The sequence below is a fragment of the Streptomyces sannanensis genome (genome assembly GCF_039536205.1).
Lineage (GTDB): Bacteria > Actinomycetota > Actinomycetes > Streptomycetales > Streptomycetaceae > Streptomyces > Streptomyces sannanensis.
Map to the genome: position 1 here is coordinate 5,566,227 of NZ_BAAAYL010000001.1, position 20,621 is coordinate 5,586,847.

The window sequence follows — 20,621 nt, forward strand, 5'->3', positions numbered from 1 at the left end:
CGGCTCACTTCTCGGTGTCCTTCGGGGTCCAGTCCTCCACGTTCCACCACGGGCCGGAGGCCAGGCCGTGGTCGTGCGGCTCGACCTGGGTGGACAGGCCGGTCCAGCGGTCGTCCACCACGTAGACGTGGTCGATGTGGGTGAGGAAGGTGTAGCCGGGGTTCTTCACCAGCTCGCGCTGGACGGTGTCGTAGGCGGCCTTCCGCTCGGCCTTGTCGTTCGTCGCGCGGCCCTGCTCCAGGGCCTTGTCGACGGCCGGGTTGTCGTACCAGCCCATGTTGTTGAAGCCGTCGCCGCCGAGGGTGGACCTCAGCAGCAGGTACTGGTCGAAGTCGGGGTCGCCGGGCGAGCCGCCGCCGGCCAGGACGGCGTCGGTCTTCATCCGCGGCTGGATGACCTCCCAGGTGCCGGCCTGGACCTTCACGTCGATGCCGGCCTTCTTGGCGTCGGAGGCGTAGGCGAGGGCGTGGTCCTGGCGGAGCTTGTCGCCGGAGAGGTACCACAGCGGGAAGGTGGCGCGGACGCCGTTCTTGACCCGGATGCCGTCCGGGCCGGGCTTCCAGCCGGCCTCGTCCAGGATCTGCTTCGCGGCGGCCAGGTCGTGGCGGCGTTCGGTGCCCTGGGTGAACCACTCGCTGTCGGTGGGGACCGGTCCGTAGGCGGGCTTGCCGGCGCCTTCGAGGATCTGGTCGACCATGGTCTGGCGGTCGACGGCGGTGTCCAGGGCGCGGCGGATGCCGGTGTCGCCGGTGACCTTGTTGTGGGTGGGCAGGGTCACCAGCCGGTAGTCGTAGCTGGTGGCCTCGTAGGTCTTGTGGCCCTGGTCGCCCTTGAAGCCCTTGGCCAGGTTGGGCGGGAGGATGGCGCCGTCGAGGTCGCCGGAGCGCAGCCGGGTGGCGCGCACGTCGTCGTCCTTGATGATTGCCATGGTGAACTTCTTGACCTTGGGCGCGCCGCCCCAGTACTTCTCGTTGGCGGTGAAGCTCAGCTTCTCGCCCTTGGACCAGTTGGTCAGCACATAGGGGCCGGTGCCGACGGGCTTGGTGGTGAACGGGCCGTTGTTGACGTCCTGCTTGGCGGCCACGTGCTCGGGGGCGATGCCGAGGACGGTGCGCTCGGCGAAGGCCGCGTAGGGGTACTTCAGGGTGAAGACCACGGTGTCGTCGCCGGCGGCCTGCACGTCCTTGAGGGCGTCCAGGTCGCCCTTGGAGGCGCTGTTGGTCTTGGGGTCCAGGATGGTGCGGTAGGTGAAGACGACGTCCTTGGCGGTGAACGGCTTGCCGTCGCTGAAGGTGACGCCCTTGCGGAGCTTGTAGGTGTAGGTGAGGCCGTTGGCGCTCACCTTCGGCAGCTCGGCGGCGAGCGCGGGCTTGAGGTTCATGTCGCCGTCGAAGGCGAGCAGCCCGTCGAAGATCTTGGAGTTGCCGTCCTTGCCGTAGCCGAGCAGCGGGCTGAGCGAGTCGGGCTCGTAGGCGATGCCGACGACCGCGCTGTCCTTGGCCGTGCCGCCCGCCCCGTCCGGTCCGGAGCCGGGGTTGGAGCAGGCCGCCGCCGTGAGGGCCAGGGCTCCGGCCAGTGCGGCGGCCGCCGTGGCGCGTATGGATCGGGCGGTCATGGTCTCCACACCCCTCTGTCGGGACTCGGCTGCGATTGCGCGGTGTGCGCTGTTGCGAACACCACGCAATTAAACAGCATGTAAAGGAGTGCATCGGTAGTGCGCCCCTTACCGGGCCTCTGCGGTGAGCGGCGGCGCGGGCAGGTCGGCGAGGGCGGTGACGGTGTCCTTGTGCCGGGGGTGCAGATCGCCGCCATCCAGCCGGCCGCCATCGCTGTGCACGGCATCACCCCGGACCGCCTCGCCCAGGCCCCCCGTCTTCGGTGAACTGCTGCCTTGCCTCACCGACGTCCTTCACGGCCGGACCGTGGTCGCCTGCAAGATGGACTTCGACCGCGGCGTCTTCGACCGCGAGCTTCGCCGTCACCACGGCGACGCCTCGGCAATCGAACAGTGGCTGGTCCGGGTTCGGTGGGAGGACGCGATGGTGCATAGCCGACCGGGATGTCGACCGGCGGGAACCACAGGTCGCTCTGCGCGAACTCGCCCGGCTCATAAACCGTCCGCGACACGGGATCCACTGGCACATAGGCCGACCGCAGCTCGCGCACCCGTTCGCGCAGGATCGTCAGCCCCCGCTCCCGGCCGATCCGCTCCGTGATCACCGTGACCGGCATCGTCGGGGTCTGCTTCAGCAGCTCGCGCACGGCCGGCTCCACGGCGTCCACCGCCGACCCCCTCGGCGCCCGCCGGTACTGCGGCGGCCGGTCCGAGGCCAGCGCCCGCAGCACGGTGTTCCTGGGACCAGCACCGCGCACTGGGGGTTGAAGGTCGCTTCCCACATCCGTAGAGATCGTTTCCCGCAATTTCCGACCAACGCGGTGGACTCGGGCAGCCTGGCGTGGTTGTGTCACCACTCATGCGGACGACGGAGATCAAGGAACTGGGGATACGGCCTGCCGAGTGGGGCGACCTGGCGTCCCTGCCGGAGCTCCAGTTGGCTGCTGGAGAAGCGTTTCGTGGCATCGGCATGGCCGACGTGGCCGACAATCCGCCACAGACCGTTGAGGAGCTGGCTGTCTTCCAGCGCGCCGGGCGAGTCTGGGTGGGGGTGGACTCCGTCGGTACCCCGATGGGGTTTGTGGCTGTCGACCTACTCGACGGCTGTGCCCATATTGAGCAGGTCAGTGTCCACCCGTCTGCCGGCGGTCGAGGACTGGGCCGCCGGTTGATCGATCACGTTGCCTCATGGGCGGCTGACATGAGGCTGCCTGCGCTCACCTTGTCGACGTTCCGGACGGTTCCGTGGAATGCCCCGTATTACCGACGCTTGGGCTTCAGCGAGTTGGAGGCTGAGCAGATCACGCCGGGGCTGCGCTCGGCGATGGAAGCTGAAGCTGCTTTGGGCCTCGATCTGTCGACGAGGGTGTGTATGCGCCGGTCGGTGAGGCAAGGACCTGACGTCCTGCTTGACTGAAGGCCAAGGGCCCGAGGTCGGCCTTGAGGCTCCTGAGCTTTCGATCATGGGACGCGTCGTGGTGCGGGCGGGAGTTGTCCGTCTGCGGTTCGCCACAGGCTCAAGGCGGACGGGTGTGGTCGTTTGGGGGCATCAACGGTCACCTTCTGCGATCTTGCTGTGGTCCCTTCTACGGTTGCCTGGAGCTTCAGGAACGGTGGCAGCCAACTGTCGGCTGCGGGTGATTGGCAGGGACGAGATGACATCGCTGTTTCAGCGTCTGGACGAGTAAGAGGGCATCGTACGGGGGGAGTTGGCGTCCCTGCGCGAGAAGATAGTGGTCGCCGAGGAACGGCTGGCGCGGCTGGCCATCACCCGCGAGACGGCGGCATCTCTTCTGGACAACAGTACGATCGCCCGGGATTCCGCAGCGGAGCCGGAACAGCCTGAGCATGCAGGTACCGGGGACCATCCCCGCGGGTGCGGGGAGCGCACTTCGTGACTTGCGATGTTGTCACGAGTGCAGGACATCCTGAAGTAGTTTCACGAATTCCGGCGAAACCGCCGAGTCTTGTATTAGTGGCATTCAGCTCCTTCCGGAGCGGCGTTGCTTGGACAGAGACATGCGGCCGCGCCACGGGACGCGGATGCGGGCGACCTGGGCCCGGTAGCACTCTTTGACACGGCGGCCTTCGCGGCCGAGGAGTTTCTGGCGAGTGAGGCCGGCCGGATCCTCGTCGGGGAGTGAACGCGAGCAGCCTGAGAGTGCCGGTCGGCTGCTCCCCACACCCGCGGGGATGGTCCCACCGGTGACCTCCGGGGCGAAGGTCTGGGCGCCCCCAGCGAGATGTCCGAAAACCGCCAGTCGGGTGCCGGGTGCCGCCGCACACTGGACCCTGTGATGGACGAGAAGACCAGGTACGAGGCGGTGAGCAGCCGCGATGCGCGCTTCGACGGGGAGTTCTTCTTCGCGGTCCGGACCACCGGTATCTACTGTCGGCCCAGCTGCCCCGCGGTGACTCCCAAGCGGCAGAATGTGAGCTTCTATCCCACCGCGGCCGCCGCCCAGCACTACGGCTTCCGGGCCTGCCGCCGCTGTCGGCCGGACGCCGTTCCCGGGTCCGCCGAGTGGAACGTGCGCGCCGATGCCGTCGGGCGGGCCGTGCGGATGATCGGGGACGGGGTGGTGGACCGCGAGGGCGTGCCGGGGCTCGCCGGTCGGCTCGGTTACAGCGCCCGGCAGGTGCAGCGGCAGCTCACTGCGGAGCTGGGCGCCGGGCCCCTCGCGCTGGCCCGGGCTCAGCGTGCGCACACGGCGCGGGTGCTGCTGCAGACGACCACGCTGCCCGTCACGGAGATCGCGTTCGCCTCGGGCTTCGCCAGCGTGCGGCAGTTCAATGGCACGATCCGCGAGATCTACGCCCGTACCCCCAGTGAGCTGCGCAAGGAGGCGGGCACGCGTGCCGCGGGCCGGTCGGGGACGGGCATTCCGCTGCGGCTCGCGTACCGGGGGCCGTACGCGGTGCGGGAGGTCTTTGACCTGCTTGCGTCGGAGGCCGTGCCGTACGTCGAGGAAGTGACCGGCGACCCCGGCGCCCGTACCTACCGGCGCACCCTGCGGCTGCCGCACGGCAGCGGGATCGTGGCCGTCGACGAGCACTCCACGGGGTCGTGGCTGGAGGCCCGGATCCATCTCACCGATCTCCGTGATCTCACCACCGCCGTGCAGCGGCTGCGGCGGCTGTTCGACCTGGACGCCGATCCGTACGCCGTCGACGAGCGGCTCGGAGCCGACCCGCGGCTGGCGCCGCAGGTCGCGGCGCGGCCGGGGCTGCGTTCGCCCGGTGCCGCGGACCCCGAGGAGTGCGCGGTGCGCACCCTGGTGGGGCCCACGCGGGCGGCGGAGCTGGTCGAGGTCCACGGGGAGGCGGTGGCCGCCCCCTGTTGCGGTCTCACCCGGCTCTTTCCGGAGCCCGCCGCGCTCGTGGACCACGAGAACCCGGCCTTGCGTGCCCTGGCCCGGGCACTCGCCGACGGGGTCGTACGCCTCGATCCGGGGGCCGACCGCGACGAGGCGGAGCGGGCTGTGCGGGCACTGCCGGGGATGGACGCGCGGACCGCGGCGCTGATCCGGATGCGGGCGCTGGGCGACCCCGATGTGGCGCCGGCCGGGGAGCCCGACGACGAGGCATGGCGGCCCTGGCGGTCGTACGCCCTGCGTCATCTGTGGACGGCCTGACCGCTCCTGGGGCGCCGGGCCCGGGCCCGGCGCCCCTGCCCGCACTGCTCGTGCTTCTCACCTGACCGGACCTGGTCACCGGCAGGCTCCCGGGCAGCCACTGTGCATGGGGTCATGCACCGGCCTTGCCCAGCCACTTTCCGGACCACGGTGCCGCCACAGCCCCGCGCACTGCTGCCGCTGGTCCTGCCTGTTGTCGTGGAGGGCGTCGGCTGTGCTGTGGCCCTGCTGATCAGTGCCGTCGGCGATCAACTCGAGCATTTCCTGTGGAGCTGGATCCCCCGCCGGCTCGGCCTGGCGGAGTCGGTCGGAGCTGAGTGTTTCCGAGCCGCCGCGCATGCCGGCCGGGCAGGGAGGCACTGCCGCCACGACCGGGACGCGGACCGCGGGGCCGGTTCGAAAGACGCCCGAGGCGTTCAGCCCCGGATCGCCGCGCGCACGGTGCGAGGCGGCACCAGGTCTACCGGGCCGGCCGGGCGAGCTGCCGCACGGTCACTCTTCCGACGTGCCGGAGGGCGTCCCGTCCCGCAGGTCACCGCCGCTGTCGGCGCGGGACACCCAGCCGCGTTCGTACGCCTGCCAGCCCAGCTGGAGCCGGGTGGTCACCCCGGTGAGTTCCATCAGGTTTTTCACCTTGCGCTGTACGGTCCGCAGACCCAGGCCGAGGTGCTTGGCCACACTCGCGTCGGTCATCCCGGCGAGCAGCAGCGAGAGGATCTCCAGGTCGGCGGCGTCGGGCTCGCCGGCCGGTGCCTCCGTCACCTTGCCGCGCGCGTCCAGGCGCAGGGGCAGTGCTTCCCGCCACACCGCCTCGAACAGGCCCATCAGTGACTCCAGCAGCCCACTGGCGTGCACCACCAGGGCGGCCGGTTCGGCGCCCCGCCCGGTCAGCGGCACCATGGCCACGCTGCGGTCCGCCACCACCAGCTTGGTCGGCACCTCCTCGACCACCCGCACCTGCTCCTCGCGACGCAGCGCCGCCGAGAGTTCGGTGAGCCCGAAAGGCAGTGCGAGTGCGTCTCGTTCGAGGACCACGCGATAGCGGACTCCCCGCCCGGCCACCTGCTCCTCGGTCTCGTTGTCGGCCGGGGTGATGGCGACCGGCTTGCCGGTGACCAGGGCGCAGACCTCTTCGGCCGCGCCCATCTGGAGTTGGAGGAAGCGGTGGGCGACGGCGCTCGCCCCGGTCACCACCTCGACGAGGTCGTGCACCGCGGGCTCGGCCGTCTCCGCGGCTTCGGCGCGGTATTCCTCGGCGAGCAGAGCCGCCGTCAGCTCGGCCTGCTCCAGTTCGTGGCGCTGCTGGGTGAGCAGTGCGCCCAGGGCGACGGCGGGCGGGGCCGCGACCCAGCGGCCGCTGCGGGCGGAGGACTGCGCGGCCAGTCCCTGCTGCTCCAGGCGGCGCAGGGCGCGTTCGGCGTCGGCCTCCGGGAGGGCGAGCCGGTGTGCGAGATCGGTGACCTCGGCGGCGCCGAGCACGACCAGCGCACGGTATGCCGATTCCTGAGTCTCGTTCAGGCCCACTGCTGACAGCACGTATCGACCCCTCCCCGGACGCTCTGGTTCCGGCAGTGTCGTGGCGGAAAACGGCCACGACGCAAATCCGCCTCGCATCATCATCCCTGTACCCCCCGTCTCTCTGCCAGTGTGGCGCCACCGCACCACCAACATCCTCCGGCGAGGGGTGTTCTGTGCCCTTTTTCGCTGGATCGACCTGGGGAGAGCGATGCGCCCGATAACGCGTACGGCCCTGGGGGCGGCGACAGCCGCCGCCCTGGCCGTCACGGCTGTCGCGCCGTCCGTGGCTGTGCCACAAGACGACACGACCGCGAACAGACCACTGGTGGGCAGTCCGGCCGCGGCCGCGCAGGGCAATTCCACGACGGTCATTGTCACGCTGGTCACCGGTGACAAGGTGCTGGTGAGCACTGACAGCGTGGGCCATGCCTCGGCGACCGTACTGCCGCGCGAGGACGGCAGCGTGCCGCTGGTGCAGACGCGCCGGTCCGGCAAGGACGGGAAGGACCTCTACGTCTACCCCGAGGGCGTCGAGCACGCGATCGCCGCGGGCCTGGCCGACGAGGAACTGTTCAACGTCACCGGGCTGATCCGCCAGGGCTACGACGATGCGCACGCGGACAGCCTGCCGCTGATCGCGGTGTACGACCGGCCGGTCGCCCGCACGGCACCGGTCACCCCGCGCGGCGCAGAGCGCGGGCTCGTGCTCGACCCGGTGGACGGTGTCGCACTCAAGGCCGACAAGAAGAAGGCCGCCGCCTTCTGGGCGGACATCACCGCGCCGCGCTCCCGCTCGGCCGCCGGGCTGAAGAAGCTCTGGCTCGACCGCAAGGTCGAGGCCACCTTGGAGCAGTCGACCAAGCAGATCGGTGCGGACCTGGCCTGGGCCGCCGGCTACGACGGCAAGGGCACCAAGGTCGCCGTCCTCGACACCGGTGCCGACGCCGAGCACCCCGATCTCAAGGGCCGTATCACGGCGTCGAAGAACTTCACCGACTCCAAGACCGTCGACGACCGCCAGGGTCACGGCACCCACACCATCTCCACGGTCGGCGGCACGGGCGCGGCGAGCGGTGGCAAGAAGAAGGGCGTCGCCCCGGGCGCCGAGCTGCTCAATGGCAAGGTGCTCAACGACTACGGTTCGGGCGCCACTTCCTGGATCATCGCGGGCATGCAGTGGGCGGTCGACCAGAAGGCCGACGTCGTCTCCATGAGCCTCGGCAACCCTGTGATCGGCGACTGCTCGGACCCGTTGAGCTTGGCCGCCGAAGAACTCGCCCAGAACAGCGGCTCCTTGTTCGTCATCGCGGCCGGCAACTCGGGCCCGGCGACGAACACCGTTTCCTCCCCGGGCTGTGCCCCCAGCGTCCTCACGGTCGGCGCCGTCGACCGGGACGACTCCACGGCGTGGTTCTCCAGCCGCGGTCCGGTGGCTGTCACCCACACCCTCAAGCCGGAGATCTCGGCTCCCGGCGTGGGGATCTCCGCCGCTGCCGCGGGCGGGCGCGGCGTGTACGCGTACCAGTCGATGTCCGGTACGTCGATGGCCACTCCGCATGTCGCGGGCGCCGCCGCCATCGTCAAGCAGCGTCACCCCGACTGGACCGCACAGCAGATCAAGGCGGCCCTGGTCGCCTCGGCCCGCACCGATGTTCCCGGCGACGTACGCGAGACCGGCGGTGGCCGGCTCGACGTCGACGCGGCCATCGGACAGCAGGTGCTCAGTGAGCCGGCCGTCCAGGGCGGCACCTACAACTGGCCGCAGGACAGCACCGACAAGGCCACCATCGGGGTTCCGTACACCAACATCGGCACGAGCGACATCGAGCTGTCGCTCACCGTCGAGCACGTCACCGGCAACGACGGCTCCGTGGTGCGCAGCCCCATCGCCCGCCTGGACAAGAAGACGGTCACGGTTCCGGCCGGCGAGACGGTCAAGGTTCCGCTGACCCTCGACCCGTCCAAGCACCTGGAGGCCGCCCAGTACGGTGACATCACCGGCCGGGTGGTCGCCGAGGGCCCCGGCGGCGTCCATGTCTCCACGCCGTTCTCCCTGTACGTCCAGCCGGAGACGGTCACCCTGCGGGTCAAGCTGACCGACCGGCTGGGCAAGCCCGCGAGCGGCAGCTCCTCGCTCGACCTCATCGGCACCGACGACTCACGCGGAGAGCGCCGTTACAACGAGGGGGCCGCCGAGCAGGTCTACCAGGTGCGCCCCGGCAGCTACTTCCTCTCGAGCTTCGTCACCACCCCGGACGCGGACGGCCCGGTGCTCGACTCCATGGCCTACCTGGGCCGGCCTCAGCTGGAGATCAAGAAGGACACCACGATCGTGCTGGACGCCCGTGAGGCGCACCGGATCGAGGTGGAAACCGACCGGCCGGCCGAGAACAGGAGCGTCACGCTCGCCTTCACCCGTTCCTGGGACGACACCTGGCTGCACGCGGGCACTCTCACCGGTGGCCGTCAGGTCCGCGGCCTCTACGCGTCGGTCGAGGGCCGGGCGCATGAAGGCGACTTCGAGTTCGGCAGCTACCGGCGCCAGTACGCCCCGCTGATCGACCGGCTCACGGTCGAAGGCGGCCCGCAGTTGCACCCGGTCACCGCGGGCGTCGGCTCGGTGAACCTCGACGGCACGGGCAGCGCAGGCGTGGTCGACGCGGGCACCGGTACGGCGGCGGAGCTCGCCGCCGCCGGGGTCTCCGGGAAGATCGCACTGATCAGGACCCCGGCCAACGACTCCTCCGTGCAGAAGCAGGCACAGGCCGCCAAGACCGCCGGGGCCGTCGCCGTCATCGCCTACCGTGACACTCCGGGCCGCTGGTACCCCTCGGCCGGACTCGCCGGCCCGGTGCTGCCCGCCCTCGGCCTCCCCGCCGAGGAGGGCAAGGACCTGGCCGCCCGCATCGCGGCGGGACCCGTGACCCTGCACTGGCAGGCCACGGCCAAGAGCCCCTACGTCTACAACCTCGCCTTCCCCGAGGACGGTCCGGTCAACGCCGACCGCACCTACCGGGTCCGCGACAGCCGGCTCGGTGTCACCGAGGCGACGTACCACTCCATGGGCGCGCCGGGTGACTATTTCGACGGCGTGGTCGCCAACCGGCCGCTCGGCGGTTCCGTCTTCAGCTTCCTCGACATCGTGTCTGTGCCCGGCAAGCGCACCGAGCTCTACTCCGTGGGGGACACCTCCTTCGCTCAGAGCGTCTCCAGCAGTTACCCCTGGGGCGAGTCCATGGTCGGCCGGCCGCACACCTACGAGGAGGGCGGAAAGCGCACCGAGAACTGGTACGGCGGAGTCCTCGCCCCCACCGCCCCGCTGGACGACGAGGGCAAGCCGAGGCTCGTGGCCGAACGGCAGGGAAATCTGATCGGTATCGCCACCGCCTTCTGGGGCGACAACGAACACCACGGCGACCAGGGCTCGTTCGGTGACATCGGCACGGTGAGGCTGCGCATCGACGGCAACGAGGTGGGCCGGCGTGCCTACCCGTTCGGAGTCTTCGAGGTGCCGGACGCCGAGGCCGCGTACGAACTGGAGCTGTACACCGAAAAGTTCGGCATCCCGGCCAGGAACTGGAAGCGTTCCACGCAGATCACGACGACGTGGAAGTTCCGCTCGAAGCTCGACGAAGGCGTCTACTCCCAGGGCCTGCCCGTCATGTTCCCCCGGTACGACCTGCCGGAGGACGGGATGAAGACGCTGGCGGCGACGGACGGCCAGACCATCGGCCTGAGCGTCGGCGGCCACGCCGGCTACACGCCGGGCGCCATCACCGCGGCGAAGCTGTCGTACTCGTACGACGGCGGCACCACCTGGACCGAGGCCAAGGTGAGCCACGGCAGCGCGGGCTGGACCGCCACGGCCGACCACGCGGGAGCCGCCGGTAAGACGGTCACCCTGAAGACCGAACTGACCGATGACCGTGGCAACGCGGTCACCCAGACCGTGGTGAGCGCGTACGGCCTGCGCTGACCACGAACCATCCGCCGGGCGGTCCTCCTGTGGGGGGTGGTGCCGCCCGGCGGATGACTTTTCGGATGAACCGTTTTCATACGGCCCGTGCGGTGGACAATATGGGCATGAGCCAGCAGGGGGAGAAGCCCGCCGACGACGACTGGTGGCAGCGGCTGTACGACGAGTCCGTCCCGGACACCGGCCCGGCGAACGCGGGCGACACCCTCGACGATCGCTTCGACTCCGTTGCGAACGCGGTGAGTTCACCGATCACCGGAAGTGACGCGGCGTCATCGGGGTTCGGCGTCACGGAGGATGCGGTGGAGGGCGAGCGAGCGGCGAACAGTGCCGGTGACCCGTTCGGGCCGTCTGCTCATGGACTGGCGCCGCCCCGGCCACGGGCGCCCTGGGAGCCGCCCCTGGCCTTCGGCCGGGAGGACCTGGCGGATCCTGCCGGACCGCGTACCTTCCCCGCCGGCCCGCCGGCCCGGCCGAGCGGCCGCCACGCGGTGACCCCTCCCGTGACGGAGGAACCACCAGGCGACGCACAGACCCCGGCCGCAGTGCGCCCGGTTCCCGGGTATGTGGGGGACCGGCCGCCGACGTACGACGCCGAGCCGACCACCCTTCCCGTGGCGCAGCCCGAGGAACTCGGTGACCTGGTCGCCGACACCGTGCTGGACGGCGCCCGGTACGGCTCGTACACCCTGCGCGCCGCCTCGCTGCGCGGCGACTCCGCGCGCTACCGGGGCGAACCGCGCCGGGACGCCCTGCTCACCGCCCGGTTCGGCACCGCGGACGGCGCGCTCGTGCTGGTCGCCGTCGCGAGCGGGGCGCGCGCCGTCGAGGGGGCGCACCGGGCCGCCGCGGACGCCTGCCGCTGGATCGCCGCCGCGGTCGGCCGCAGCCACGCGCGGCTCGCCGAGGACATAAGGGCGGGCCGCAGGGGTGACCTCAAATCGGGCCTGCACCGGCTCACCGGCCGCAGCTACGGCCGGCTGCGTGCCCGCGCGGCGGAGCTGGGCCTGGAGCCGGAGGAGTACACCGCCGATCTGCGCTGTCTGCTGCTGAGCGCCGATCCGGGATGCCGGACCAGGGTGTTCTTCGGGGTGGGGAGCGGGGGCCTGTTCCGGTTGCGGGACGGTGTCTGGCAGGACATCGAGCCGAAGCTGCCGGATCCCGCTGCCGTCAGGGGGGAGCCCGTCGTCGGCTTCGGTTCCCCGTCCCAGGACGCCGAGACCGCGGAGGGCGACCGCCTCACCATGGACCTGGGTATCGCCACACCCCCCGGCCCCTACATCGAACCGCCGCTCCCGCCCACCGAGCCGTTCCGCTTCCGGGCCTCGGTGGCGCGGTCCGGTGACACCCTGCTGCTGTGCAGCGCCGGGCTGGCCGATCCGATGCGCGGTGAACCCGCCCTCGCTCATGCGCTCGCGGGGCGCTGGGCCGACGGCGAGCCGCCGGGTCTCGCCGCGTTCCTGGCGGACGCCCAGCTGAGGGTGAAGGGGTACGCCGACGACCGTACGGCGGTCGGCGTCTGGGAGGCGTGACAGCGATGGGCTAACAGGGGAGGCGTAACCGCGTCCGTCGTGCCTTGATGGAGTCATGGCCAGACAGAAAGTGGCGGAGCAGTTCGTCGACATCCTCGTCCGCGCGGGTGTGCGTCGTCTGTACGGTGTGGTGGGCGACAGCCTGAACCCCGTGGTCGACGCCGTCCGCCGTACGCCCGCGATCGAGTGGATCCAGGTCCGCCACGAGGAGACCGCCGCGTTCGCGGCCGGGGCCGAGGCCCAGCTCACCGGTCGGCTGGCGGCCTGCGCGGGCTCGTGCGGTCCCGGCAATCTCCATCTCATCAACGGCCTGTACGACGCGCATCGTTCGATGGCGCCCGTCCTCGCCCTGGCCTCGCACATCCCGTCCGGGGAGATCGGCCTCGGCTACTTCCAGGAGACCCATCCGGACCAGTTGTTCCGCGAGTGCAGCCACTACAGCGAGCTGATCTCCAATCCCGGGCAGATGCCCCGGCTGCTCCAGACCGCTATCCAGCACGCGGTCGGCCGTGGCGGTGTCAGCGTCGTGTCGCTCCCGGGTGACATCGCCGACCAGCCCGCTCCGGAGAAGTCCATCGAGCATGCCCTGGTCACCGCACGTCCGACGGTGCGGCCCGGGGACGAGGAGATCGACAAGCTGGTGCGCCTGATCGATGAAGCGGAACGGGTGACGTTGTTCTGCGGCAGCGGAACCGCGGGCGCGCACTCCGAGGTGATGGAGTTCGCCGAGCGGATCAAGTCCCCGGTGGGGCACGCGCTGCGCGGCAAGGAGTGGATCCAGTACGACAACCCCTATGACGTGGGTATGAGCGGACTGCTCGGCTATGGCGCCGCGTACGAGGCCACCCATGAGTGCGATCTGCTGATCCTGCTGGGCACCGACTTCCCGTACCAGGCCTTCCTTCCCGACGATGTGAAGATCGCTCAGGTCGATGTACGTCCCGAGAACCTCGGCCGGCGGTCCAAGCTGGACCTCGCCGTCTGGGGCGACGTACGGGAGACGCTGCGCTGCCTCGTCCCGCGTGTGCGCGCCAAGACGGACCGGCGTTTCCTCGACAGGATGCTCAAGAAGCACGCGGACGCGCTGGAGGGCGTGGTCAAGGCCTACACCCGCAAGGTCGAGAAGCACATCCCGATCCATCCGGAGTTCGTCGCCTCGGTCCTCGACGAACTCGCCGACGACGATGCCGTGTTCACCGTCGACACGGGTATGTGCAATGTGTGGGCGGCCCGTTATCTGTCGCCCAACGGGCGCCGGCGCATCATCGGTTCGTTCAGCCATGGTTCGATGGCCAACGCGCTGCCGCAGGCGATCGGCGCGCAGTTCCTCGACCGTGACCGCCAGGTGATCTCCATGTCGGGCGACGGCGGATTCGCGATGCTGATGGGTGACTTCCTGACGCTGGTGCAGTACGACCTGCCGGTGAAGGTCGTACTGTTCAACAACTCCTCACTCAGCATGGTGGAGCTGGAGATGCTGGTCGCCGGTCTGCCGTCGTACGGGACCACCAACCGCAACCCCGACTTCTCTGCCATCGCCAAGGCCGCCGGGGCGTACGGGGTACGTGTCGAGAAACCCAAGCACCTCGCGGGCGCACTGAAGGACGCCTTCGGGCACAAGGGGCCGGCCCTGGTCGATGTCGTCACCGATCCGAACGCCCTCTCCATTCCGCCGAAGATCAGCGCGGAGATGGTGACCGGATTCGCGCTGTCCGCCAGCAAGATGGTCCTTGATGGGGGAGTGGGCCGTATGGTCCAGATGGCACGCTCCAACCTGCGTAATATTCCCAGGCCATGAGCCGGCCGAGACCCGTGGTGCGTCCGCCGGCCGGGTGGCGTTCCGGTCGGCCTACGGCGATATCCGCAGTCCTGGATCGGCGGATCGGCTGAACTCCCCCGGCCATGAGTGCTTTGTGGCCCATTCGCCACTGTTTATAAAGAATTGGCATGCGTGCACCTCGCTTTGTGGGGCATGCATCCCCGTGGGCCTGTTCGAGACAAAGGAGTCGGATCCAGGTGTGCGGGTGGGGGTTATGACAGGGCGTCAGGCAGGGGCCGGACCCACGGCGGGCCGACCGTACCGCGGACCCGGAGCCGAGGAGGAGCAGGGGATCCACTTACGACGCAGGCTGGGGCGGGCGGACTATCCGGCCATCGCGGAAGTGCGGCACGCGTTGCGCGACATGCTGGGGGGCCGCGACCGTCCTTCGACAGCCGATGTGGCGGAGCTCCTCACCAGTGAACTGGTGACCAACGCGCTGATCCATACCGACGAGGGTGCGGTGGTCACCGCCACGGTGGGGGGAAGCAGGCTTCGCGTGGAAGTGGGGGACTCCACGACCGTTCTGCCCGGACCGCGCATGCCGACGGCCGACGAGGGGACGCACGGCAGAGGGCTGTTCCTGGTGCAGGCTCTGGCCGACGCTTGGGGCGTACGGGCGCAGGGGGCGGGGAAGGTCGTCTGGTTCGAGCTGAGCTGGGGCTCGCCTCAGTGACGTGGATGCCGACGGCGGCGCTGCGGCCGGTGGCGAGGGGAGCCGGTGGATTCGAGGGGGAGCCGTCCGTCATCCGAACTGCCGCTCGAGAGCCTGGAGTTTCTGCTCCAAGGAGTCGAGCCGCGGCAGGGCCAGTGTGTCGTCCTCCGCGGTGAGATCGACCGTCACAGCCTCAGTGTTCGTCGCGGACTGACGGGCCGGCAGGGAGGGCCGGGGGCGCAGAGGAAGCTGTCCCGGCTCGGATATGGCAGGCTCCACGGTGGGGGCGGTGGCCGCTTGAGCCGTGATGCCGGGCGCCTCGGCCGGACGGCCGCCGCCACGGCCCGGTGACCAGCCGCCGCGCCGGTACTGCCGGCCGATCGCCTTGATCTGCGCCCGCTCCAGTTTCTGCTGCTCGCGCCTGCGGAGCCGGTTGCGCTCCTTCTCCCGCCGGTCCTCGCGCACCTCGTCGACCGCCTCTTCCAGCGTGCGTACGCCTTCGAGCAGCATCAATGACCAGGCGCCGAACGTCTCCCGGGGTGCCCGCAGCCACCGTACGATCCGGATCTGCGGCAGCGGACGGGGCACCAGGCCCTGCTCACGCAGCGCGGCCCTGCGGGTCTGCTTGAGGGCGCGGTCGAAGAGCACCGCGGCCGAGAGCGACATTCCCGCGAAGAAATGCGGAGCTCCGGCGTGCGACATCCCGCGGGGCGCGTGCACCCAGTTGAACCAGGCGGCCGCGCCCGCGAAGGCCCATACGAGCAGCCGCGAGCCGAGCGCCGCGTCGCCGTGGCTGGCCTCGCGCACCGCCAGCACCGAACAGAACATCGCCGCGCCGTCGAGGCCGAACGGGACCAGGTACTCCCAGCCGCCGGAGAGGTTGAGGTTCTGCCGGCCGAAGCCGACCAGGCCGTGGAAGGAGAGCGCGGCCGCCACCGCGGCGCAGCAGAAGAGCAGCAGATAGGACGCGATGCCGTAGATCGCTTCCTTCCGTCTGCGGCGCTCCTCGCTGCGCTCCCAGCTGTCATCGGCCGTGGACCGGCTGCCGGCGCGCTTGCCCCGTATGAGCACCACCGCCGCCGCCGTCACGCCCAGGAGCAGTACGGCGCCGGGGAGCAGCCAGTCCAGAGATATGTCGGTCAGTCTCATCCGGTGTCCCTTGCATCGCAGTGGGGCTTTTTCGGCGTCATATTGGCGGAAGTGCCAGGGCTCTCAGGGGGTTTCGGTGCAAGAGAACGCCAACGGGGCGCCGGGGCGTACGGATGGCTGCGATCTGATCGAACTGGAGTATGGCAACGGTGAGTCGAGTTCGAATATCACCACCCGGAAGGGTGCTCCGATCACCGGTCGGCGACGGTGCGCTTCACCCGGTCGGCGTCACAGGTGCGCGGGCAGGTGATGCAGGTGTCGTCGGGGCGCAGGGTGTAGAAGAGGCAGCAGGTGAACCGGTCCCGGGTGGGCAGCGGCTCGCCGTGCGGACCGGCCAGCTCACGGAAGCCGGGCGCCCCGGTGTACGGCTTCATGGCACCCGGCAGCAGCAGCTCCAGCTCGCGCAGGGCGCGACGCTCCTCGCCGAGCAGCCGGGCGATGCGCCACAGGCTCTCGACGGTCTCGTCGGTGGCCATACCCCATACGGCCCGCCAGCCCCGCCGCATGCGTGGCCGGAAGGCGTCCAGCAGCGGTGCGAGGTGCTCGGCGACGGCGGCCCGCAGTTCGGCGCGCAGCGCCTCCTCGTCCGGCACGACCACGGCTTCCGGCAGTGCGGCGGCCGGGTCGCCGGGCAGACAGGTGAAGGTGCGGATGCGGACCGCCATACGGCCGTGGGCGCGCTGGAGGAAGACGTCGCCGACGGGCAGCCGGGGTACCCGGCGGTGCAGGAACCAGGGCACGGTGAACAGCAGACAGGCGGGCCAGGCGTAGCGGTGCAGTCCGAAACCGGCGATCACATCGGGGCGTCCCCGCTGCCCGTAGTCCCGTAGTACCTGTGCGCCGTCCCGGGCGAGATAGGTGTCGAGGGCGGACCCGCCGGCCGCGAGGTCCGCCATGGCCACCCAGCCGTCACCGCCGGGCGCCGCTTCGCCGGCCGCGAGTTCCGTGACGCGCAGTCCGGGGAAGACCTCGGTGAGGCGCGCATAGGAATCCGCCATCGGGGCGGCGGTGACGGTGCCGGTGAGCAGGGCGGGGACGGTCATACGGGACCACCGAATCACGATCGCTGAGAGGTTATCTTTGAAAGGTTAGCCTTACCTTACTCGATATGATCGATGTTCGTCGTTGTCCTTCGGGGGACACCCCCGTACCCCCCGATGTCCTACTGTCCGCCTATCGTGCACAGCAAGTGCGCTATCCGGACGGCCGCCGCCAGGCCGGTCACGGGAGGAGGACCTGAGTGGAGCAGAGCAGAACGCGCGACACCGCGCTGACGCGGTACGGGCTTCCGCGAATCCACGAGCAGACGCGCGGCGAGCAGGCGCGCGGCGAGCACATCCACAGCGAGCCGCCCGCGCCGCGGGTGGTGCGACGGCACTCGGTGCGCGGGCAGATCCTGGAGGCCCTCAGGGCCGCTCTGGTCGACGGGCAGCTCGAGCCCGGCGAGGTCTACTCGGCGCCCGTCCTCGGCGAGCGCTTCGGCGTCTCGGCGACTCCGGTGCGCGAGGCGATGCAGCAACTCGCCGTGGAGGGCGCCGTCGAGGTCGTCCCGAACCGCGGCTTCCGGGTCACCCGGCGCAGCGCCGTCGAACTCGCCGAACTCGCCGAGGTGCGCGCGCTCATCGAGGTGCCGGTCATGCTGCGGCTGGCCCGTACCCTTCCGGCCGCCCGCTGGGTGGAACTGCGTCCGCTGGCCGAGGCCACCACGGCGGCGGCCGCGGTGAACGACCGCGCCGCCTATGTGGAGTCGGACCGCGCCTTCCACCGCGCGGTGCTCGCGCTCTCCGGCAATGAGCAACTGGTCCTGATCGCGGGCGACTTGCACCGCCGCTCCCAATGGCCGTTGGCCGGCGCCCCCGTCATCAGCCGCCGCGCCGATCTGGTCGCGGACGCGGCGGAACACACCGCGCTGCTGGACGCGTTGATCGCGCAGGACCTCGTGGTGGTCGAATCGCTCGTACGGGAGCACTTCGCGGGCGCCGACCGCTGACGCGGCCGGCCTCCGCGCCGGTGGTCAGGCCGGCTTGATGTTGTGGTTGAGGTGGAAGACGTTGTCGGGGTCGTACTCGGTCTTCACCGCGACCAGACGCTGGTAGTTCTCCTCGCCCAAGCCCGCGACGACACGCTCCTGGCCCTCGCGGCCGATGAAGTTGAGATGGACCGCCCCCGAGGACCAGGGCGCGGCGTCGGCGCGCACATCGCGGACCCACTGCTTGCCGCGCACGTCGTCCTCCGGTCTCGCCCACAGCCCGAAGGGGTGGACCGCCCACGGCGCCCGGCGCCAGGGCACCGGGTACCGGTCATCGCCGCGCGCCACCTGACCGCCCATCGGGAAGAGAGCATGTCGGCTCCGTGACGGGACGATCATGTCGGCCGCGCGGGCGGAGAACCGCTGGACCAGCTCGTCGGGCATGCCGACGACATACTCTGCGGAGCAGTAGTTGCGGTACCCGGGCGGGTCGTCGAGCATGCACTGCAGGTCGGCGTACGGCAGTTGGGTGATCAGCTCACCCTGGTGGCCGAGCCCCAGCATCGGTGCGGCGACCTCGCGGATCTCGTTCTCCGTGCCGATGTACGTGACGAGGACGGCGCACGTGAGCTTTCCGGCCATGTGCCGGGGGACGAACTCCTCGTCCGGCGCGGTGAGATGGATCAGTCCACCGCCGATCTCGTCCGGCGCCCGCCCGATGAACTCGCGGTAGGCGTACAGCGCGTCGGCTCCCGCCTCCGGCGCGAACAGCAGCAGCGCGATCGAGAACGCCGGGATCGCGTGCAGCCTGAGCGTGAGCCAGGTGGCCACACCGAAATTGCCGCCGCCGCCGTGCAGCGCCCAGAAGAGTTCGGGGTTCTCGGTCTCGGATGCGCGTACGAACCGGCCTTCGGCGGTGACGAGTTGGACCTCCATCAGATTGTCGCAGGCCAGGCCGAACTCGCGCTCGATCCAGCCCGAGCCGCCGCCGAGCACGAAGCCGCCGAGTCCGATGGTGGACGCCCGTCCACCGGTCGTCACCAGATGGAACGGCTGGGTCGCCCGGTCCAGATCGCCGATCGTCGCGCCGCCGCCGACCCGGGCGACGAGCCCGTCCCGGTCGACCGTGACGCCGTTCATCCGGCGCAGATCGATCACGACGCCCCCGTCGGTGAGCGCCATTCCGGCGACACTGTGCCCGCCGCAGCGGACCGCGATCTCCCGGTCGAGGTGGCGGGCGAAGCGGATCGTCTGCGCCGCGTCGTCGCTGGACCGGCACTGCACGATCACGGCCGGACGCTTCTCGATCATGGCATTGAAGATCTCTCGGGCTTCTTCGTAGCCAGGGTCGTCAGGGGTGATGGCCTCTCCGGCCAGACCGGCACGCAGGTTCTTCAGGGCCGCATCCGGTATACCGAGTGCCGCCATGGTGCCCCCTCTCAGGGGTGCCGGTCATGCGCCATTCGAGCGTACGCCGGGGGTGGGCGGGCGGCGAGCCTTTGGATTGGTGGGCCTGCAGTGGCGTGCTCGCGTATCCGGCGGACAATCGATTGTCGGGGGACCGTCTCGGTTTGGCGGGGTGGCCCGAAGAAGCGGCTGCTGCGAACGCATACGCGGTGCTGAAAGCGAACCTGAAGGCCGGAAACCTGGGCAGGCCCGGATCGAAGCGCTGCCGGAAGGCCACCGCCAAGCCGATCATCTTCCGGCCGGAGGGTGCGCAGCCGTACGACGACCGGATGCTGTCCTGGCAGATCGCCGAGCGGCGGGTCTCGATCTGGACCGTGACGGGCCGGATGAAGGACGTGGCGTTCACCGCCGGCCCGGAGCAGCTGGTCACGTTGGCCCTGTACCGCAGGGGTGAGTCCGATCTTGTCTGCCGGGACGGCATGTGGTTCCTCAACGCCACCTGTGAGGTCCCCGAACCGCCGCCGAACAGCGATCCGGTGGACTTCCTCGGCATCGACCTGGGCATCGTGAACATCGCCACCACCAGTGACGGTGAGATCATGGCCGGGCGCGAGCTCAACCGCTGCCGGGTCCGGGAGCGGAAGCTGCGGGCCAAGCTGCAGAAGAAGAACACCCCGTCCGCGAAACGGCGGCTGAAGAAGCGTGGGAGCAAGGAGGCGCGGCGGGCGAGGGACATCAACCACAAGATCGCGAAACATGTGGTGGCCGAGGCGATGGGGGTACCCCCCTGCTCGAACGAAGTTGAGAGCTTGGGGGAGCACCGGTCGCGGGATCGCCCTGGAGGACCTGACGGGCATCCGCGAGCGGATACGGCTTCGCAAGCCCCAACGGGCCACCCTCCACAGCTGGTCGTTCGCCCAGCTGGGAGCGTTCATCGCGTACAAGGCCCGCCGCGCGGGGGTGCCGGTGGTGCATGTCGATCCGGCGTACACCTCGCGCACCTGCGCCGAATGCGGGCACATCGACAAGGCGAACCGGGTCTCCCAGGCCTGGTTCGCATGCCGGAACTGCGGATTCGTTGATCACGCAGACCGATGGGGGCACCTCCCGCTCGAGCGAAGCCGAGAGTGGGGGAAGCTCCCGCAACATCCGCGCCCGCGCGTGGGAGTTGTGGCGACGCGGGGCCCGGTCAACGGCCCCCGCCCCACCACCGCGTCAGCGGGGCGGGGCCGGACGCAAACACAGCATCACCGCCAGTGATGCCCGTTGTGCAAGCCCGTCGGCTTTAACGACGGGTAGTTGACAAAGACCTGTGATGTTCGTGGCCTCGTTCTGGCTGGTCAGCA

The 20,621-nt window shown here is 70.2% G+C and carries 13 protein-coding genes and 2 pseudogenes; 9 read left to right on the forward strand and 6 right to left on the reverse strand.

Annotation, left to right across the window (positions count from 1 at the left end; all coding sequences use genetic code 11):
• Positions 1-4: 4 nt before the first annotated feature.
• Complete coding sequence (locus tag ABD858_RS25980; RefSeq protein WP_345041847.1) at positions 5-1,615, reverse strand: ABC transporter substrate-binding protein; 1,611 nt, start codon at positions 1,613-1,615, stop codon at positions 5-7.
• A gap of 597 nt (positions 1,616-2,212) precedes the next feature.
• Here ABD858_RS25980 and ABD858_RS36880 point away from each other — a divergent pair.
• Both ABD858_RS36880 and ABD858_RS25990 read left to right on the forward strand, forming a co-directional pair.
• Positions 2,213-2,383, forward strand: a complete 171-nt coding sequence (locus ABD858_RS36880; RefSeq protein WP_425586253.1) for a hypothetical protein — start codon at positions 2,213-2,215, stop codon at positions 2,381-2,383.
• Between the two features lie 91 nt (positions 2,384-2,474).
• Positions 2,475-3,032, forward strand: a complete 558-nt coding sequence (locus ABD858_RS25990) for a GNAT family N-acetyltransferase (protein ID WP_345041849.1) — start codon at positions 2,475-2,477, stop codon at positions 3,030-3,032.
• Positions 3,033-3,636: 604 nt separating this feature from the next.
• On the opposite strand, the pseudogene ABD858_RS25995 reads toward ABD858_RS25990, so the two are convergent.
• Positions 3,637-3,753, reverse strand: a pseudogene (locus tag ABD858_RS25995) (type I-E CRISPR-associated endonuclease Cas1e); the annotation flags it as partial.
• A gap of 159 nt (positions 3,754-3,912) precedes the next feature.
• Between ABD858_RS25995 and ABD858_RS26000 the strand changes: the two are divergent.
• Positions 3,913-5,250 carry a bifunctional transcriptional activator/DNA repair enzyme AdaA gene (locus tag ABD858_RS26000; RefSeq protein WP_345044866.1) on the forward strand — a complete coding sequence of 446 codons (1,338 nt, stop codon included), beginning with the start codon at positions 3,913-3,915 and terminating at the stop codon, positions 5,248-5,250.
• Between the two features lie 492 nt (positions 5,251-5,742).
• Here ABD858_RS26000 and ABD858_RS26005 read toward each other — a convergent pair whose 3' ends face one another.
• Positions 5,743-6,786, reverse strand: coding sequence for a helix-turn-helix domain-containing protein (locus ABD858_RS26005; protein ID WP_345041851.1), 1,044 nt, complete (start codon positions 6,784-6,786; stop codon positions 5,743-5,745).
• A 190-nt stretch (positions 6,787-6,976) separates the two neighbouring features.
• Here ABD858_RS26005 and ABD858_RS26010 point away from each other — a divergent pair, with 190 nt between their 5' ends.
• The 4 genes from ABD858_RS26010 (at position 6,977) to ABD858_RS26025 (ending at position 14,771) form a co-directional block, all read left to right on the forward strand.
• Complete coding sequence (locus tag ABD858_RS26010; protein WP_345041853.1) at positions 6,977-10,744, forward strand: S8 family peptidase; 3,768 nt, start codon at positions 6,977-6,979, stop codon at positions 10,742-10,744.
• 107 nt (positions 10,745-10,851) lie between these two features.
• Positions 10,852-12,276, forward strand: coding sequence for a protein phosphatase 2C domain-containing protein (locus tag ABD858_RS26015; protein ID WP_345041856.1), 1,425 nt, complete (start codon positions 10,852-10,854; stop codon positions 12,274-12,276).
• Positions 12,277-12,331: 55 nt separating this feature from the next.
• Positions 12,332-14,074, forward strand: coding sequence for a pyruvate dehydrogenase (locus ABD858_RS26020; protein ID WP_345041859.1), 1,743 nt, complete (start codon positions 12,332-12,334; stop codon positions 14,072-14,074).
• Positions 14,075-14,309: 235 nt separating this feature from the next.
• Entirely contained in the window at positions 14,310-14,771 is a 462-nt protein-coding gene (locus tag ABD858_RS26025; RefSeq protein ID WP_345041861.1) for an ATP-binding protein, read from the forward strand.
• A 69-nt stretch (positions 14,772-14,840) separates the two neighbouring features.
• On the opposite strand, the gene ABD858_RS26030 is transcribed toward ABD858_RS26025, so the two are convergent.
• Positions 14,841-15,899 (reverse strand): DUF2637 domain-containing protein, encoded by a 1,059-nt coding sequence (locus tag ABD858_RS26030; protein WP_345041863.1) that lies wholly within the window; start codon positions 15,897-15,899, stop codon positions 14,841-14,843.
• A 191-nt stretch (positions 15,900-16,090) separates the two neighbouring features.
• The gene (locus ABD858_RS26035) at positions 16,091-16,942 is read right to left on the reverse strand and encodes a (2Fe-2S)-binding protein (RefSeq protein WP_345041865.1); all 852 of its coding nucleotides are present in this window, start codon (positions 16,940-16,942) and stop codon (positions 16,091-16,093) included.
• A gap of 197 nt (positions 16,943-17,139) precedes the next feature.
• On the opposite strand from ABD858_RS26035, the gene ABD858_RS26040 reads away from it, so the two are divergent.
• Positions 17,140-17,889, forward strand: coding sequence for a GntR family transcriptional regulator (locus tag ABD858_RS26040; RefSeq protein ID WP_425586254.1), 750 nt, complete (start codon positions 17,140-17,142; stop codon positions 17,887-17,889).
• Between the two features lie 24 nt (positions 17,890-17,913).
• Here the strand turns inward: ABD858_RS26040 and ABD858_RS26045 are convergent, their stop codons facing one another.
• On the reverse strand, positions 17,914-19,296 hold the full coding sequence (locus tag ABD858_RS26045) for an FAD-binding oxidoreductase (RefSeq protein ID WP_345041868.1): 1,383 nt from the start codon (positions 19,294-19,296) through the stop codon (positions 17,914-17,916).
• Positions 19,297-19,472: 176 nt separating this feature from the next.
• Between ABD858_RS26045 and ABD858_RS26050 the strand changes: the two are divergent.
• Positions 19,473-20,578: pseudogene (locus ABD858_RS26050) on the forward strand (RNA-guided endonuclease InsQ/TnpB family protein); the annotation flags it as partial.
• Positions 20,579-20,621 lie beyond the last annotated feature (43 nt).